Origin of the sequence: Pseudomonas sp. GD03944, from assembly GCF_029839275.1 — a bacterium.
Classification (GTDB): domain Bacteria; phylum Pseudomonadota; class Gammaproteobacteria; order Pseudomonadales; family Pseudomonadaceae; genus Aquipseudomonas.
Genome location: NZ_JAOCAH010000005.1, coordinates 186,130 through 201,580, shown reverse-complemented (window position 1 = coordinate 201,580; position 15,451 = coordinate 186,130). Strand labels below are relative to the sequence as shown.

Sequence of the window (15,451 nt, the reverse complement as noted above, 5' to 3'; positions counted from 1 at the left end):
GTACGAGCTGTGTAGGTGCGGGCGGCTGCGATTGATCGTGTGATCGTTCCCACGCTCCGCGTGGGAATGCCTCCCCGGACGCTCCGCGTCCGCTACGCCCAACGGTCGATCACGATCAACCCAGGCTGCCCCGCATAGTCCCGTGCGCTGGAATAGCGCCAGTGCTCCGGCAGGTCCACGTACCCGCGCTTGACCGGGTTGTAGTGGATGTAATCGAGCTTTTGCCGCATCACCGCTTCGCTATAGACCAGCTCCCCATGAACGCCTTCTTGCCAGCACTGGTAGTCGCGGTCGCGCTTGTGCGCCCGCTTGCTGAAGCCCAGACGTTGCAGAGCTCGCTTGGCGCCCTGTATCTCCAGGTGGTCGATGATCCGCCGGGCCGTGAATGACTTGAAGCGGCTGACGCACTGATCCAGCCGAGGCGCCTGGGCCACCAGGTGCAGGTGGTTTTCCAGCACCACATAGCCGAACAGCTTCATGCCGTGCTGCGCCTGCTGATAGCGCCAGCAGTCGAGCAGGATGTCGACCAGCGCAGGGCGGGTGAACAGCGGGAACCACTCGCTGACCGTGCAGGTAAGGAAGTGCGGTTTATCCGGTTCGGTAATGAGGTAACGGCTGCGGCCCATGTATTCGTCCTTGAATCGGTGAGTGAGCCTTCAGCATAGACCGCGGGTGACGCAGAGCATCACGGGATGCGTGCCCACGCGGAGCGTGGGTACGAGCTGTGTAGGTGCGGGCGGCTGCGATTGATCGTTCCCACGCTCCGCGTGGGAATGCCTCCCCGGACGCTCCGCGTCCGCTAGGGACTCAAGAGAACACAGGCCGGAAGAAGCTGCGTTCATAGCTGATGATGCAGCGGGTTTCTTCGGCGTAGGCGAAGGCGGCCTGGCACTCGGCGTCCTGCATGGATTTTTCCCGGTACTGCTCGTACAGCGCCAGGCTGGGGAAACTGAACAGGGCCAGGGCGATGTTGTTGCTGCCCTCGGACGGCATGAAGTAGCCGTGGTGCTGCCCGCCGAAGCGCTCCACCAGCGGTATCCAGAGTTTGGCGTAGTGTTCGAACTGGTCGAGCTTGTAGGGATCGAGGGTATAGCGCAGGTAGCAAGTGATCATGCGAAGGCCTTACAGAGGATGGGATATGCCTGAGGTCAGGCTGAACCTGGATACAGAATGTTCCTACGTAGACGTGGGAACATTCTCTTTGGATTTCAGCCTTCGATTACAAGCGCGTCTCAGCGGACAACGCGCTGTTCGACGAATTCATAGTAAGCCTTGCAGTCTGCCGACGGATCTTGCTTCGTGCTTACGTAGCGGATGCTGTTCTCGTTCAGCACCGTGTAATCGTAGACATCGGCGGTTGGCACGCCATTCGTTTTGAGGGTGTTCTGGCCATTGCTGGCGCTCCAGGTTCCGTGTTCTGTCTGTATCTTCCTGGTTCGTTCCTTGTCAGCGAAAAAAGTGATCTCGAAGCTGCCATCGGGGCGGAAGGTCGAGTTCCAGGCAAGAAACTGGCAGGCAGTGCTTTGCTCCCTGATCCCTTGCCATTCCCCTACCACGCGCGGGTCAAGGGCATTTGTTGCAGGGCTTGCACACGCTGTGAGCAGCGCTGAGGTTGAAAGTACCAACAGGATTTTATGCATGGTCGGGCTCCAGGGGCCGATAGGGAAGTAATGTGCGCAGTCGCCGGTGTGGCGACGGTATCCACGGAAGGCGGTTTCTCTGGCCGGGGGGACGGGCGTACAAACGAAACACCAGATAACAACTGGTGCGAGGGCGCGCTGGAGGCGTAGGGATGGTTGCGTTCAACGAAGTCCCTTTCTGTCTCTGTTCGCTCGCCATCCTGGCAAGAGGGCTCTGACGTTTGCCGCTAGGCTGCGCGTCGGGTGGATGCCAGTGAAGATTGATCTGGCGCCCGCGATGCTATTTTACTTTTCGCTGTTATGTCCATGTGGTGCATGCCGTGTACGGCTAGCACCACTGCCGTTCACCGCCAGCTGAGTATCGGCCAGCCGGTCTGTTCGGCGTGGGCGCGCAGCACGGGATCCGGGTTGACCACGTGGGGGTGGGGGACCTGTTGCAGCAGTGGCAGGTCGTTGCGTGAGTCGGAGTAGAAGTAGGCGCCCTCCAGGGTTTCGCCCTGTTCCTGCAGCCAGGCATTGAGCCGGGTGACCTTGCCGTCGCGGTAGGTCAGCACGCCCTGGGTGCGGCCGCTGTAGCAGCCGTGTTGCTGTTCCAGGTCGATGGCCAGTACGTCTTCGACGCCCAGGCGCGCGGCGATGGCGCTGACCAGGAAGTGCGCCGAGGCGGAGATGATCAGGATGCGGTCGCCGGCCTCGCGGTGGGTGGCCAGGCAGCGGGTGGCGTCGCTGTAGAAGATCGGTTCGATCACGTCTTCCACGTAGGGCTCGACGATGAAGGCCACTTCTTCTTCGGTGCGGCCGACCAGGGGCGACAGGCTGAAGGCCATGTAGTCTTCCATGGCCAGTTTGCCCTCGGCATAGAGGGTCATCAGTTCGTGGTCACGCTTCAGGAAGCTCTCGCCGTCGACCCAGCCCTGGCGCGCCATTTCTTCGCTCCACAGGCTGGCGCAGTCGCCGCCGATCAGGGTTTCGTCCAGGTCGAAAATTGCCAGTGCCATCAAGCCACCTCACGGATTGCAGAGGCCGCTATGGTAAGCGCAACGGGCTGTCCGCTGGCATGTAAATCCGCTTCCGAGCGGTTCAGCACGTCCACCAGCAGTTCGACGCCACGGGCCTCCACCCGGTAGCGGATGACGTTGCCAAGCAGGCTGTGGCTGCGGATCACACCGTCGATGCTGCCACCCTGGCCGAGCTGGATGGCCTCGGGGCGAATCGCCACCTTGCTGTCGACCGGGCGGTCCAGCAGGCGGCTGGCGGTGGCGGCATCCAGCAGGTTGTAGTTGCCGATGAAACCGGCGGCGAAGGCGTCGACCGGCGCGGTGTAGAGGGTTTCGGCGTCGCCGCTCTGGACGATCTTGCCGGCGTTCATCAGCACGATGCGGTCGGACATGACCAGGGCTTCTTCCTGGTCGTGGGTGACGAAGATGGTGGTCAGGCCCAGCTCGCGCTGGATGCTGCGAATCTGCTCGCGCAGGTGTTTACGGATGCGCGCATCGAGCGCCGACAGCGGTTCGTCGAGTAGCAGCAGGCGCGGGCGGGTGACCAGCGAGCGGGCCAGGGCCACGCGCTGGCACTGGCCACCGGACAGCTGGTGCGGGTAGCGATTGGCGAACTCGCCCAGTTCCACCATGGCCAGGGCATCCTGCACGCGCTGCGCGCTTTCGGCCTTGTCGACCTGCTGCATGCGCAGGCCGAAGGCGACGTTCTGTTGCACGGTCATGTTGGGGAACAGGGCGTAGCTCTGGAACACCATGCCGATGCCGCGCTTCTGCGGTGCCAGGGGCACCAGGTCTTCGCCACCGAGCAGGATCTGCCCGCCGTTGACCTCGGTCAGGCCGGCGATGCAGCGCAGCAGGGTGGACTTGCCGCAGCCGGAGGGGCCGAGCAGGGTGACGAATTCACCCTGGGCAATCTCGCAATCGATGTCACTGAAGATCGAGGTGTCGCCGTACTGCTTGTGCAGGCCGCGAATGCTCAGGTAACTCATGGTCTGTCCTTGTTCAGGCGGTTGGCTGCCCAGGTGAAGATCAGCACGAAGAAGAAGTAGGAAATCACCAGGGCACTGTTGAAGTGGCCGCTGCTGTTTTTCATGTTGTTCAGGTAGACCTGCAGGGTCTCGTAGCGGGTGCCCACCAGCAGGTTGGCGAACACGAATTCGCCGAACAGGAAGCTGAAGGACAGGAACAGCGACACCATCAGGCCCTTGCGCAGGTTGGGCAGGACCACCAGGAACGCGGCCTTCCAGGTGCTGGCGCCGAGCAGGTGGGCAGCGTCCATCAGGTCGCGCAGGTTGATCGCCTGCAGGTTGTTGGTGATCGCCCGGTACATGAAGGGCAGGGCGATGGTGAAGTAGGCGCCGATCAGGATCCATGGCGTGCCGACCATCGCCAGCGGGCCCGATCCGTAGATCTGCAACAGCCCCACCGAGGACACCACTGGCGGCACGGCGAAGGGCAGCAGGATGAGGATGTTCATCAGGGCGTCGAGCCGGGGGAAGTGGTAATGCACCACGAACAGCAGCGGCAGGATCAGCACCACCGCCAGCAGCAGGGCGGCGAAGCACACCAGCAGCGACTGGCCGAACGCCCGCAGGAAGCGTTCCTCGCTCCACAACTGCAGGTACCACTTGAAGGTCAGGCCGTCGGGCAGGATGGTCGCCGACCAACTGGTGGCCAGGGAGTAGAGCAGGGTGGCGGCCAGCGGCGTGAGCAGGATCAGGAACAGCAGCCACACCACCACGCGGTGGTAGAGGGCGGTGGGCTTGGCCTCAGCGCGAGACATGGTAGCTCCTCTTCAGCAGCACCTGGTGCGCGACGGTGATCACCGCCATCAGGCCGACCAGGATCATCGACAGGGCGCTGGCCATGTTCGGGTCGAGGGAGATGTCGCCGGACACCATGCCGGCGATGCGGATCGGCAGCACGTTGAAGTTGCCGGTGGTCAGGTAGTACACGGTGGCGTAGGCACCCAGGGCGTTCGCCAGGAGGATGACGAAGGTGCCGAGCAGCGCCGGGGTCAGCACCGGCAGCCCGATGTGGCGCCAGAAACTCCAGGTGCCGGCGCCGAGCAGCGCGGCGGATTCACGCCAGTCCTCGCGCAGGGCGTCGAAGGCCGGGTAGAGCAGCAGCACGCCGAGGGGAATCTGGAAGTAGGTGTAGAGCACGATCAGCCCGGTCTTGGAATACAGGTTGAAGTCCTCGATCACCCCGGCCTGCTTGAGCAGGATGGTCAGCGCGCCGTTGAAGCCGAGCAAGATGATGAAGGCGAACGCCAGGGGCACGCCGGCAAAGTTGCTGGTCATGTTGGAGAAGGCCATGACGAAGTCCCGCAGGCGCGAGTCCACCTGGCGCAGCGAGTAGCTGCCGAGGATGGCGATGGCGATGCCGAACACGCTCGACCAGAAGGCAATCTGCAGGCTGTGCTTGATCGCCTGCAGGTAGAACTTGGAGCTGAAGGCCCGCTCGAAGTTGGCCAGCCCCCAGCCTTGCGGGGTGTTCAGGCTGTTGACCGCGACCCATACCAGCGGCGCGACCTGGAAGGCGATGAAGAAAACGGCGAATGGCAGCAGGCACAGCAGGGCCAGCCATTTGCCGCGGGGGGCGGCATTCACGTGAGCAGCTCCTTGCACGTGGGTTTGTCGTGGGCGGCGCCCAGCAGTGTGCAGATGGTGCCGCACAGCTCGGTCTGCCGGGGGCGGGCGTCGGGATCCAGGCTGAAGGCGTCGCCCAGCACGAACAGCGGCACTTCCCGCTCCTCCGGCAGCAGGCCGTTGTGCGAGCGGTCGGTGTTCATGCCGTGGTCGGCGGTCACCAGCACCTGGTAGCCGTCGTCCAGCCAGCGTTGCAGGTAGTCGGCCAGGAGGATGTCGGCCCGGCGTGCGCTGTTGCGGTACTGCGGGCTGTCGAGGCCGTGCTGGTGCCCGGCGTCGTCGATGTTCATCGGGTGCACCAGCAGGAAGTCCGGCGAATGCCGCAGGCGCAGGCTTTCGGCATCGACGAACAGGTGCGAATCCGGGTAGTGGTCGGCGTAGTAGAAATGCCCGTGCTGGATGGGCAGGTCCGGGGCGTGGGTGTGGCGGTCGCGCACGGCGTCGAAGGGCGCGCGGTTGTACAGCTCGCTCATCCAGTGATAGGCCGCGGCGGCGGTGCTCAGCCCGGCGGCGCGGGCGTAGTGGAACACCGAGCGCTGGTGGCTCAGGCGCACCACGTCGTTGTGCACGATGCCGCTGTCGATCGGCGGCACGCCGGTGAGGATGCATTCATAGAGCGGGCGGGACAGCGACGGCAGCTCGCAGTCGAGCGGGTACAGCGCCGCACGACCGGCCGCACAGTAGGCGTGCAGGTGGCCCATGGCATGGCGCGCCACCGAGTGGCTGAGCCCATCGAGCAGGACGAGGATGACCTTGGACGGCATGGAGAGTCCCGTGATCGAAGAAAGCGGAAAGTGGATGACGCTTGGTTCATCCACCGTTGCGATCGCAGTCGTGGCCTGGCGGCCGTCGCCGCTGAAGCGCCTCCCACAGAGGCGTCTGTGCCGTGGGAGGGGCTTCAGCCGCGACAGGATCACTCCATGTTGATGATCACGTGTTCCTGCCAGAGCTGCGGCAGGGTCTTGGAGGTCGCTTCCCAGGCCGCGGCGTCCTTGATCGGCTGGACCTTGGCGTACTGCTCGTTGGGCAGCAGCTTGGCCTGGACCTCGGCCGGCAGGGTCAGGTGCTCGGCGCGGATCGGCCGGGCGTTGCCCTTGGCCAGGTTGATCTGTCCGGCATCGCTGAGGATGTATTCGCGGGTCAGCTTGGCGGCGTTGGGGTGCTTGGCGTACTTGTTGATGATGGTGGTGTAGCCGGAGATCACCGAGCCGTCGGAGGGGATCAGCACTTCGAAGCGATTCGGGTCGATCTGGTCGCGGTAGGACAGGCCGTTGAAGTCCCACACCACGCCGACTTCCACTTCGCCTTTTTCCAGGGTCTGGATGGTCGGGTTGGCCAGCGACAGGCGACCCTGGCCGGCGATGTCGGCGAAGAAGTCCAGGCCGGGCTGGATGTTCTTCTCGTCGCCGCCGTTGGCGATGGCCGCCGCCAGTACGCCGTTTACCGCCTGGGCGGCGGAGCTGACGTCGCCGATGGCCACGCGGTATTTGCCGGTCTTCAGGTCGGCCCAGCTTTTCGGAGCGTCCTTGACCAGTTGCTTGTTGATGATGAAAGCGATGGAGCCGGTGTAGGCCAGCATCCAGTGGCCGTCGGTGTCCTTGGCCCAGGCCGGGATCTGCTCCCAGGTGCTCGGCTTGTAGGGCTGGGTCACGCCCTGTTGCACGGCGATGGGGCCGAAGGCGGCGCCGACGTCACCGATGTCGGCGGTGGCGTTGTCTTTCTCGGCGGCGAACTTGGCGATTTCCTGGGCCGAGCTCATGTCGGTGTCCATGTGCTTGAGGCCGTACTTGCTGGCCAGATCGCTCCAGGTGTCCTTCCAGTTGGCCCAGCTGTCTGGCATCCCCACGCTGTTCACGGTGCCTTCGGCACGCGCGGCCTTTTCCAGTGCATTCAAATCCGTATCGGCAGCCATGGCCTGGGTTGCCAGGGCGATGGCCGAGCCCATGAGTGAAGCCAGCAGCAGTTGTTTCATCTGAAACTCCTTTGCGGTGAGGGTTGGTCTAGATCAGCAAGACCCAAGCCAATCTAGGCCCGACAGGTGACAGTTTTATGTCCGGCGGCTCCGGGCAGATGTCCATGTGCCGTGGGTACCGGTGATCAACAAGCGTAGACCATGGGTAAGTCCCTGATTCGCGGGCGAATGGCGGGCTGGCTGATGGCACGGGGCCTGCTTGCAGGCAGGTTGTCATCTGCCGGTCATCTAGACTGCCTAGGCTTGAAACATGGCCAGGGTCGTTCCGATCAGGCGGCTGATGCCCCGGAATGGGGCTGGACTAGTCCAAAAGAGGATGTCTTGATGCGCGATGAAGCGCCGCGTGCAATCACTACCATCTGCCGCGCCCTGGAAGAACAGATCGGCCACGGCCTGTTGCCCTCGGGCAGCAAGCTGCCGGCGGAGCGCAAGCTGAGCGAGCTGTTCGACACGACGCGCATTACCCTGCGCGAGGCCCTCAGCCAGCTGGAGGCCCAGGGCCTGGTGTACCGCGAGGAACGCCGCGGCTGGTTCGTGTCACCGGCACGGGTGGCCTACAACCCGCTGGTGCGCAGTCACTTTCACGCCATGGTCGCCGAGCAGGGCCGGGTGCCGGCCACCGAGGTGCTGAGTGCGCGCCTGCTGCCGGCCAACGCGGAAATCTGCCAGTTGCTGGCCTTGCCGGCGCTGTCCAGCGTCTACCAGATCCGCCGTGCGCGGCGCATCGACGGGCGCCTGGTGCTGTACGTCGAGCACTACCTGAACCCGGCCTATTTTCCCAACGTGCTGGATTTCGACCTGACCCGCTCGCTTACCGAGCTGTACGTCAGCGAATACGGCGTGCACTACGGGCGGGTGCGCTTCGACATGGTGCCGACCGCCCTGCACAACGAAGCGGCCGCCGCCCTGAAAGTGGCGGTGGGCAGCCCGGCGCTGCGCATCACCCGGGTCAACCGCGACCAGCACGGCCGCCTGATCGACTGCGACATGGAGTTCTGGCGCCACGACGCCATCCATGTCAGCGTCGAAGTGCCGGATTGAGCGCTTACTGATCGTCCAGCTGGTGATCGTTCCCACGCTCCGCGTGGGAATGCAGCCCTGGACGCTCCGCGTCCGCTACGGTCGGCTGATTGAGTCGAATAGCGTAGAACTATTCACGATTGGGACGCAGAGCGTCCCCTGATGCGTACCCACGCGGAGCGTGGGTACGATCTTCAAGGCACGACCGTACAGCCCTTACGGCAGGTCGGCGCTGGCGTAGAAGGCGGTGAGGACTTTCACCAGGTGGGCCAGGTCGTAGCTGCCGGCCAGTTCGCGGATGGAGTGCATGGCGAAGGTCGGCAGGCCGATGTCCACGGTGCGTACGCCCAGCTGGCTGGCGGTGATCGGGCCGATGGTCGAGCCGCAGCCCATGTCGCTGCGGGTGACGAAGCTCTGCACCGGCACTTCGTTTTCCAGGCACAGGTGGCGGAAGAACCCGGCGGTTTCGCTGTTGGTGGCGTAGCGCTGGTTGCTGTTGATCTTGATCACCGGGCCGGCGTTGAGCTTCGGGCCGTGGTTGCCGTCGTGCTTGTCGGCGTAGTTCGGGTGGATGCCGTGGGCGTTGTCGGCCGACACCAGCAGCGAGCGCTGGAGGGTGCGCACGAAATCGTCGCCTTCCGGCAGCACGCGGCGCAGCACCTGTTCGAGGAACGGGCCGTCGGCGCCGCAGGCCGAGCAGGAGCCCACTTCTTCATGGTCGGTGCAGACCAGCACGCAGGTTTCGTCGTCACCGGCTTCGATCAACGCCTGCAGGCCTGCGTAGCAGGACAGCAGGTTGTCCAGGCGGGCCCCGGCGATGAAGTCCTGGTTGAGGCCGACCACCGCCGCGCTCTGGGTGTCGTAGAAGCTCAGCTCGTAGTCCAGCACCGCGTCGGCGTTGAAGTCGTGCTCCATGGCCAATTGTTCGGTGAGCAGGGCGCGGAAGTCGGCGCTTTCGCTGCCGCCGAGCTGGGCCAGGATCGGCGGCAGTTCGTTCTGCGGGTTGATCGCCCAGCCCTGGTTGGCCTCGCGGTTGAGGTGGATGGCCAGGCTGGGGATCACGGCGATGGGCTGGTAGAAGTCGATCAGGCCGCTTTCCACCTTGCCGTCGCGGCGGTAGGTCACTCGGCCGGCCAGGGACAGGTCACGGTCGAACCAGGGGGCCAGCAGGGCACCGCCATAGACCTCGACACCGAGCTGGAAGAAGCCCTGGCGCTGCAGTTCCGGGTTGGGCTTGACGCGCAGGCAGGGGCTGTCGGTGTGGGCACCGACCAGGCGGATACCGCCGTCGACGGGCGAGCGCTTGCCCAGCTTGAAGGCGATGATCGAGGAGTCGTTGCGGGTGACGTAGTAGCGGCCGCCGGCTTCGGTCTGCCAGGGCGCACGTTCGTCGAGGTAGCGGTAGCCCGCCGCCTCCAGGCGCATGGCCAGGCTGGTGGTGGCGTGGAAAGGGGTGGGGGAGGCGTTGAGGAAATCGATCAGGCCTTGGTTCAGTTCTTCGCGCATGGGGCACTCCGGGCGGCAATGGGCGAATTCTATCGGATTTGCCTGCCGCGTTGGGCGCCTTGCTGCTCAGGGGGCGATTGCCACCAGGCTCAGCAGGTGGTCGTCGAATTCGCCGAACTGCCCCTGCACCTCGGTGCCGCTCAGCCACTCCGGGTGCAGGTCGATCAGCAGGCGCAGGGTCGCGCGGCCGTCGTCCTGCAGCGCCGCCAGTTCGGCGTCGTGGAAGTAGAAGCGCTGCAGGGTCAGCGGGTAGAGCGCCTTGAACAGGCTTTCCTTGAGCGAGAAGGTCAGGCTGACGCGCCAGGCGCGTTCTTCGTCGGCCAGGTGCTGGATGCGCCGCCATTCATCCGGGGTGAGGATTTCCGGGGCCAGGCGGTCGGCGCGTTCCACCGGCAGCCGCTGTTCCACGTCCAGCCCCAGCCCGCGCCAGGCGCTGGCGGGGGCGACCACCGCGGCGGCCCAGCCGGTGCCGTGGGTGATCGAGCCGCTCAGGCCGGCCGGCCATTGCGGTGCGCGGTCTTCACCGATGCCCGGCACCACCGCCAGGCCGCTGACCCGACGCAGGGCCTCCCGCGCGCACAGGCGACCGGCCAGGTATTCGGTCTGGCGCTTGGCCACGCCCCGCACCTGCGGGATCGCGCACCGGGCGAAATCCTGGCTGTCCAGGTGCTCGGGGGTGAAGCGGGTACTGATCAGTCGCGCCTCGGCCAGGACGTGGGGCAGCGGCCAATGATCGGCCAGGGGCGTGCAGCAGGCGGGGAGGTAATCGTTCATCGGGGCATTCTGCCGGTTGTGGGAGGGGGCGGCCAGTCAAACGGGCGTTTACATTTCTTTGCAAAGGCGCAACAAAGCTAAACGGATAGTCGCGTGGCATTTTGCCAGACTAGGCGTGCGTTTCTTATGGGACGCAGGTGAGGTTGTAGTTGGTGTCCGGGTATTCCGGAGCCGACTTTTCTCTGAGTTCGAGTACGGGAGCCCCTATAAGGCTCCCGTTTTTTTTGCCCGCGATTCTGAAAGGTGCGGTTGGCGCGCAGGATCGATCCATGGCTACGGGCAGAAGAGCTCGCGGGCAAGCCCGCTCCTACAGGTACACGATTCATCCGCGCACGTCGGTTTTGAACAGCCCGTAGGGTGGGCGAGTGGCGCACACCGGTCTTGGCTGATTGCTGCGCTACGGGTGCGCCACGTAGCCCGCCAGCGGTATCGAGCCGGCAACAGCTGGTGGGTTACGGCGCCTCGAAACCAGTGGGTTGGGACTGACTTGTGACCAGGCGCCTAACCCACCCTACGGCTACGAATTCGCCTGTAGGGTGGGCTAGTGGCGCACACCGGTCTTGGCTGATTGCTGCGTTACGGGTGCGCCACGTAGCCCACCAGCGGTATCGAGCCGGCAATATTTCGGTGGGTTACTGCGCTTTGAAACCGTTGGGTTGGGCCGGATTTTTGGCCCGGCGCCTAACCCACCCTACGAGTGCCAGCCCACCGGCATTACCAACCCGGTACGCCGTGCATGTCCGGCAGTTTGTGGGCGATCCCCTTGTGGCAGTCGATGCAGGTGGCCTTGCCGTCGGCCAGGGAGGTGGAGTGCATCTGCCGGGCCCGGGGGCTCTGGCGGGTGAAGTCCATGAAGTCGAAGCCGTGGCAGTTGCGGCATTCCAGCGAGTCGTTGGCTTTCAGGCGTGCCCATTCGTGCTCGGCCAGCTCGCGGCGCTTCTCGAGGAATTTCTCGCGGGTGCTGATGGTGCCGAAGATCTTGCCCCAGACCTCCTTGGAGGCCTGCATCTTGCGCGCGATCTTGTCGGTCCACTGGTGCGGCACGTGGCAGTCGGGGCAGGTGGCGCGCACGCCGGAGCGGTTGCTGTAGTGGATGGTGTCCTGCAGCTCGACGTACACGTTGTCGCGCATTTCGTGGCAGGAAATGCAGAACTGCTCGGTGTTGGTGGCTTCCAGGGCGGTGTTGAAGCCGCCCCAGAAGATGATTCCGGCGATGAACCCGCCCAGGGTCAGGAAGCCCAGGCTGTAGTGCACGCTCGGGCGTCGCAGGATGCCCCAGTAGTCCTTGAGCAGCGCGATCAATGATTTCATGTCGCCTCCTCAGGGCTTCTGCTTGGCGTTGGCTTCGTCTTGCAGGATGGTGTCGATGGTCTTGAAGTCGTTGCCCACCAGGGTGCCCACCTCTTTCTGCGGCACATGGCACTGGGTGCAGAAGTAGCGGCGCGGCGACACCGCGGCCAGGGCCTGGCCGTCGCGGTCCATGTAGTGGGTGATGCTGATCATCGGCGCCTGGCTGCGGGCACTGTTGGCCCGGCTGTGGCAGGCCAGGCACTTGTTGCCGTGGATGTCGACCTGGTAGCCACGGATGCTGTGGGGGATGGTCGGCGGTTGTTCCGGGTAATTGCGCTCGCGCTTGATGTCCTTGTTTTCGTCGTTGGGAATGGGCGGAGCCGGCAGGCTCTGGCTCAGGGTGCCACCGGGGCGCCGCCCATCGGGGGCGGGCGCGTCCAGCGGGTAATTGACTTCGGCAGCGAAGGCCAGGCCGAAGGCGGCCAGCAACAGCAGGGGCAGCAGGCGGTAACTCATGACGGTTCTCCTCAGGCCAGGCTGACCAGTTCGATCTTCACTGCGCATTTCTTGTAGTCGGTCTGCTTGGAGATCGGGTCGGTGGCGTCCAGCGTGACCTTGTTGATCAGCTTGTTGGCGTCGAAGAACGGCACGAACACCAGGCCGCGCGGCGGCTTGTTGCGGCCCCGGGTCTCGATCCGGGCGCGCATCTCGCCGCGCCGGCTGATCACTTTCACCTCGCTGCCACGGCGGGCCTTGAGGGTCTTGGCGTCGTCCGGGTGCATGTACACCAGGGCGTCGGGGACCGCCTTGTGCAGCTCGTCGACGCGCTGGGTCATGCTGCCGGTGTGCCAGTGTTCCAGGACCCGGCCGGTGGCCAGCCAGAACGGGTAGTCGGCGTCCGGCGCCTCGGCTGGCGGCTCGTAGGGCAGGGCGAAGATGATCGCCTTCTTGTCCGGGTAGCCGTAGAACTGCACGCCGCTGCCCTTGGCCACGTAGGGGTCGTGCCCCTCGCGGTAGCGCCAGCGGGTTTCCTGGCCGTCCACCACCGGCCAGCGCAGGCCGCGGGCGGCGTGGTAGCTGTCGAACGGCGCCAGGTCGTGGGCGTGGCCCCGGCCGAACTGGGCGTATTCCTCGAACAGGCCCTTCTGCAGGTAAAAGCCGAAGGCCTTGGCTTCGTCGTTGCGGTAACCGGCTTCGATCTGCTCGCTCGGGAACTGATCGACCTGGCCGTTGGTGAACAGCACCTGATACAGGGTCTTGCCCTTGTATTCCGGCGATTTGCTCAGCAGCTCGGCGGGCCAGACTTCATCGGTGGTGAAGCGCTTGGAGAACTCCACCAGCTGCCACAGGTCGGACTTGGCCTCGCCCGGGGCGCTGACCAGCTGGTGCCAGAACTGGGTGCGGCGTTCGGCGTTGCCGTAGGCACCTTCCTTTTCCACCCACATGGCGCTGGGCAGGATCAGGTCGGCGGCCTGGGCCGAGACGGTGGGGTAGACGTCCGAGACGATGATGAAGTTGTCCGGGTTGCGCCAGCCCGGCAGCACTTCCTGCATGATGTTCGGGCCGGCCTGCATGTTGTTGCTGACCTGGGTCCAGTACACATTCAGCACGCCGTCCTTGAGCATGCGGCTCTGCTGCACGGCGTGGAAGCCGACCTTCTCCTGGATGGTGCCGGCGGGCAGCTTCCAGATCTTCTCGGCGGTCTCGCGGTGTTTCGGGTTGGTCACCACCATGTCCGCCGGCAGGCGATGGGAGAAGGTGCCGACTTCCCGGGCGGTGCCGCAGGCCGACGGCTGGCCGGTGAGCGAGAAGGGGCTGTTGCCCGGCTCGCTGATCTTCCCGGTGAGCAGGTGGATGTTGTAGACCAGGTTGTTGGCCCACACGCCCCGGGTGTGCTGGTTGAAGCCCATGGTCCAGAACGACATGACCTTGCGGTTCGGGTCGGCGTACAGCTCGGCCAGGGCCTTGAGCCGTTCGGCCGGCACGCCGGTTTCCTGGGCGGTGCGCTCCAGGGTGTAGGGTTTGACGAACTCGCTGAACTGGGCGAGGGACATGTCGCTCCAGGTGTTGGCCTTGTCGGCATTCTTCGCCTGCATTTCCAGGGGATTGTCCGGGCGCAGGCCGTAGCCGATGTCGTCGGCGCCCTTGGCGAAGCGGGTGTGGCGGTTGACGAAGTCCTTGTTCACCGCACCGCTCTGGATGATGTGGTTGGCGATGTAGTTGAGGATCATCAGGTCGGTCTGCGGCTTGAACACCAGCGGAATGTCCGCCAGGTCGAAGCTGCGGTGTTCGAAGGTGGAGAGCACCGCGACCTTGGTGTGCGGGTGGCTCAGGCGGCGGTCGGTGACGCGGCTCCAGAGGATCGGGTGCATCTCGGCCATGTTCGAGCCCCAGAGCACGAAGGCGTCGGCGGCCTCGATGTCGTCGTAGCAGCCCATCGGCTCGTCCATGCCGAAGGTGCGCATGAAGCCCATCACCGCCGAGGCCATGCAGTGGCGGGCGTTGGGGTCGATGTTGTTGCTACGGAAGCCGGCTTTCATCAGTTTGTTGGCGGCGTAGCCTTCCCACACCGTCCATTGCCCCGAGCCGAACATGCCGATGGATTCGGGGCCCTTGGTCTTCAGGGCTTGCTTGTACTTCTCGGCCATGATGTCGAAGGCCTGGTCCCAGCTGATCGGCTGGAACTGGCCCTGCTTGTCGTACTGGCCGTTGGTCATGCGCAGCAGCGGCTGGGTCAGGCGGTCGCTGCCGTACATGATCTTCGACAGGAAGTAGCCCTTGACGCAGTTCAGCCCACGGTTGACCTCGGCCTTGACGTCGCCGTGGGTGGCGACCACCTGGTTGTCGCGGGTGGCGACCATGACGCTGCAGCCGGTGCCGCAGAACCGGCAGGGCGCCTTGTTCCACTCCAGGCTGGTCATGTCGGCTTCGGTAATCAGGTTGCTGGCCGAGGTGGCGATCGGCAGCCCGGCGGCGGCCGCGGCAATGGCGGCCGCCTGGGCCTTGGCGAACTCACGGCGGGTGAGGTTCATGGTGCATCTCCTTCTGGGGCGAGGAGTTCGTGGTAGACCAGCGCGGCGTTGAGTACACCGGGCAGGGCGGCGATTTGATCGATGCGTTGCAGGATCTGGTTTTCGTGTTCGGTCTCGAGCACCACCACCAGCTTGCCCAGGGGGCTTTCCTGGTGCAGCTCCAGGCCGTCGAGGTGGCGCAGGTTGGCCTTCACCGCCTCGAACAGTTCGGGGCGGGCGTGTACCAGCAAGCTGGCGATGTGCAGGGTGGCGGCCATGATCCGTGGCTCCAGGGAATCGGGAAGGGAGGTCAGCTGGGTGGGCCGGGTGGACCCAGGAGCATCTGCAGGAACCAGATGAAGAAGCCGTAGCCGCCGACCAGGGCGACCGACAACAGCGGGAACAGGGCAACGATGAGAAACAGGAACAGACGGGTTTCCTTGCGTTTCGATGCCGCTTTTTCAGGGGCGGTGTGCATCTCTGCCAACTCCATGGAAGCGTCGCGTTCAGTTAGACCTTACTCGATACAAGGGTATAGACCCTTGATCCGGGTCAAGTCCAGGCGAGTTAGTCGAGATATTCGTGCATG

Annotated in this window: 17 protein-coding genes; 1 reads left to right on the top strand and 16 read right to left on the bottom strand. The window is 64.6% G+C overall.

Features of this window, described 5'->3' with window-relative positions; all coding sequences use genetic code 11:
* Nucleotides 1-92: 92 nt before the first annotated feature.
* The 9 genes from N5C28_RS10620 to N5C28_RS10580 form a co-directional block, all read right to left on the bottom strand.
* A complete protein-coding gene (locus N5C28_RS10620) occupies nt 93-626 on the bottom strand; it encodes a transposase (RefSeq protein ID WP_279822124.1) in 534 nt (177 codons plus the stop codon).
* Between the two features lie 181 nt (nt 627-807).
* Nucleotides 808-1,113, bottom strand: coding sequence for an NIPSNAP family protein (locus tag N5C28_RS10615; protein ID WP_279822123.1), 306 nt, complete (start codon nt 1,111-1,113; stop codon nt 808-810).
* 119 nt (nt 1,114-1,232) lie between these two features.
* Nucleotides 1,233-1,640, bottom strand: a complete 408-nt coding sequence (locus tag N5C28_RS10610) for a lipocalin family protein (protein WP_279822122.1) — start codon at nt 1,638-1,640, stop codon at nt 1,233-1,235.
* A gap of 344 nt (nt 1,641-1,984) precedes the next feature.
* Nucleotides 1,985-2,638 carry an HAD-IB family hydrolase gene (locus N5C28_RS10605; RefSeq protein ID WP_279822121.1) on the bottom strand — a complete coding sequence of 218 codons (654 nt, stop codon included), beginning with the start codon at nt 2,636-2,638 and terminating at the stop codon, nt 1,985-1,987.
* Nucleotides 2,638-3,627, bottom strand: coding sequence for an ABC transporter ATP-binding protein (locus tag N5C28_RS10600; protein WP_279822120.1), 990 nt, complete (start codon nt 3,625-3,627; stop codon nt 2,638-2,640). Before N5C28_RS10600 ends, N5C28_RS10605 begins: the two co-directional genes overlap by 1 nt.
* On the bottom strand, nt 3,624-4,421 hold the full coding sequence (locus tag N5C28_RS10595; RefSeq protein WP_279822118.1) for an ABC transporter permease subunit: 798 nt from the start codon (nt 4,419-4,421) through the stop codon (nt 3,624-3,626). The genes N5C28_RS10600 and N5C28_RS10595 overlap by 4 nt, the downstream gene beginning before the upstream one ends.
* The gene (locus N5C28_RS10590; protein WP_279822116.1) at nt 4,408-5,250 is read right to left on the bottom strand and encodes an ABC transporter permease subunit; all 843 of its coding nucleotides are present in this window, start codon (nt 5,248-5,250) and stop codon (nt 4,408-4,410) included. The genes N5C28_RS10595 and N5C28_RS10590 overlap by 14 nt, the downstream gene beginning before the upstream one ends.
* On the bottom strand, nt 5,247-6,053 hold the full coding sequence (locus N5C28_RS10585) for an alkaline phosphatase family protein (protein ID WP_279822115.1): 807 nt from the start codon (nt 6,051-6,053) through the stop codon (nt 5,247-5,249). Before N5C28_RS10585 ends, N5C28_RS10590 begins: the two co-directional genes overlap by 4 nt.
* Nucleotides 6,054-6,202: 149 nt before the next feature.
* The gene (locus N5C28_RS10580; RefSeq protein ID WP_279822113.1) at nt 6,203-7,261 is read right to left on the bottom strand and encodes an ABC transporter substrate-binding protein; all 1,059 of its coding nucleotides are present in this window, start codon (nt 7,259-7,261) and stop codon (nt 6,203-6,205) included.
* Nucleotides 7,262-7,585: 324 nt separating this feature from the next.
* Here N5C28_RS10580 and N5C28_RS10575 point away from each other — a divergent pair, with 324 nt between their 5' ends.
* Nucleotides 7,586-8,302, top strand: a complete 717-nt coding sequence (locus N5C28_RS10575; RefSeq protein ID WP_279822112.1) for a UTRA domain-containing protein — start codon at nt 7,586-7,588, stop codon at nt 8,300-8,302.
* A gap of 195 nt (nt 8,303-8,497) precedes the next feature.
* Here the strand turns inward: N5C28_RS10575 and N5C28_RS10570 are convergent, their stop codons facing one another.
* The 7 genes from N5C28_RS10570 to N5C28_RS10540 form a co-directional block, all read right to left on the bottom strand.
* Nucleotides 8,498-9,787: a M18 family aminopeptidase gene (locus N5C28_RS10570; protein WP_279822111.1), complete on the bottom strand. Its 1,290-nt coding sequence runs from the start codon at nt 9,785-9,787 to the stop codon at nt 8,498-8,500.
* Nucleotides 9,788-9,853: 66 nt separating this feature from the next.
* Nucleotides 9,854-10,561, bottom strand: coding sequence for a 4'-phosphopantetheinyl transferase superfamily protein (locus tag N5C28_RS10565; RefSeq protein ID WP_279822110.1), 708 nt, complete (start codon nt 10,559-10,561; stop codon nt 9,854-9,856).
* A gap of 714 nt (nt 10,562-11,275) precedes the next feature.
* A complete protein-coding gene (locus N5C28_RS10560; RefSeq protein ID WP_279822109.1) occupies nt 11,276-11,872 on the bottom strand; it encodes a cytochrome c3 family protein in 597 nt (198 codons plus the stop codon).
* A 9-nt stretch (nt 11,873-11,881) separates the two neighbouring features.
* Nucleotides 11,882-12,367: a nitrate reductase cytochrome c-type subunit gene (locus N5C28_RS10555; RefSeq protein WP_279822108.1), complete on the bottom strand. Its 486-nt coding sequence runs from the start codon at nt 12,365-12,367 to the stop codon at nt 11,882-11,884.
* Nucleotides 12,368-12,378: 11 nt separating this feature from the next.
* A complete protein-coding gene (gene napA / locus N5C28_RS10550) occupies nt 12,379-14,883 on the bottom strand; it encodes a nitrate reductase catalytic subunit NapA (RefSeq protein WP_279822107.1) in 2,505 nt (834 codons plus the stop codon).
* The gene (locus N5C28_RS10545) at nt 14,880-15,140 is read right to left on the bottom strand and encodes a chaperone NapD (protein ID WP_279822106.1); all 261 of its coding nucleotides are present in this window, start codon (nt 15,138-15,140) and stop codon (nt 14,880-14,882) included. Before N5C28_RS10545 ends, napA begins: the two co-directional genes overlap by 4 nt.
* Before the next feature lie 32 nt (nt 15,141-15,172).
* A complete protein-coding gene (locus tag N5C28_RS10540) occupies nt 15,173-15,340 on the bottom strand; it encodes a periplasmic nitrate reductase, NapE protein (RefSeq protein ID WP_279822105.1) in 168 nt (55 codons plus the stop codon).
* Nucleotides 15,341-15,451: the final 111 nt, after the last annotated feature.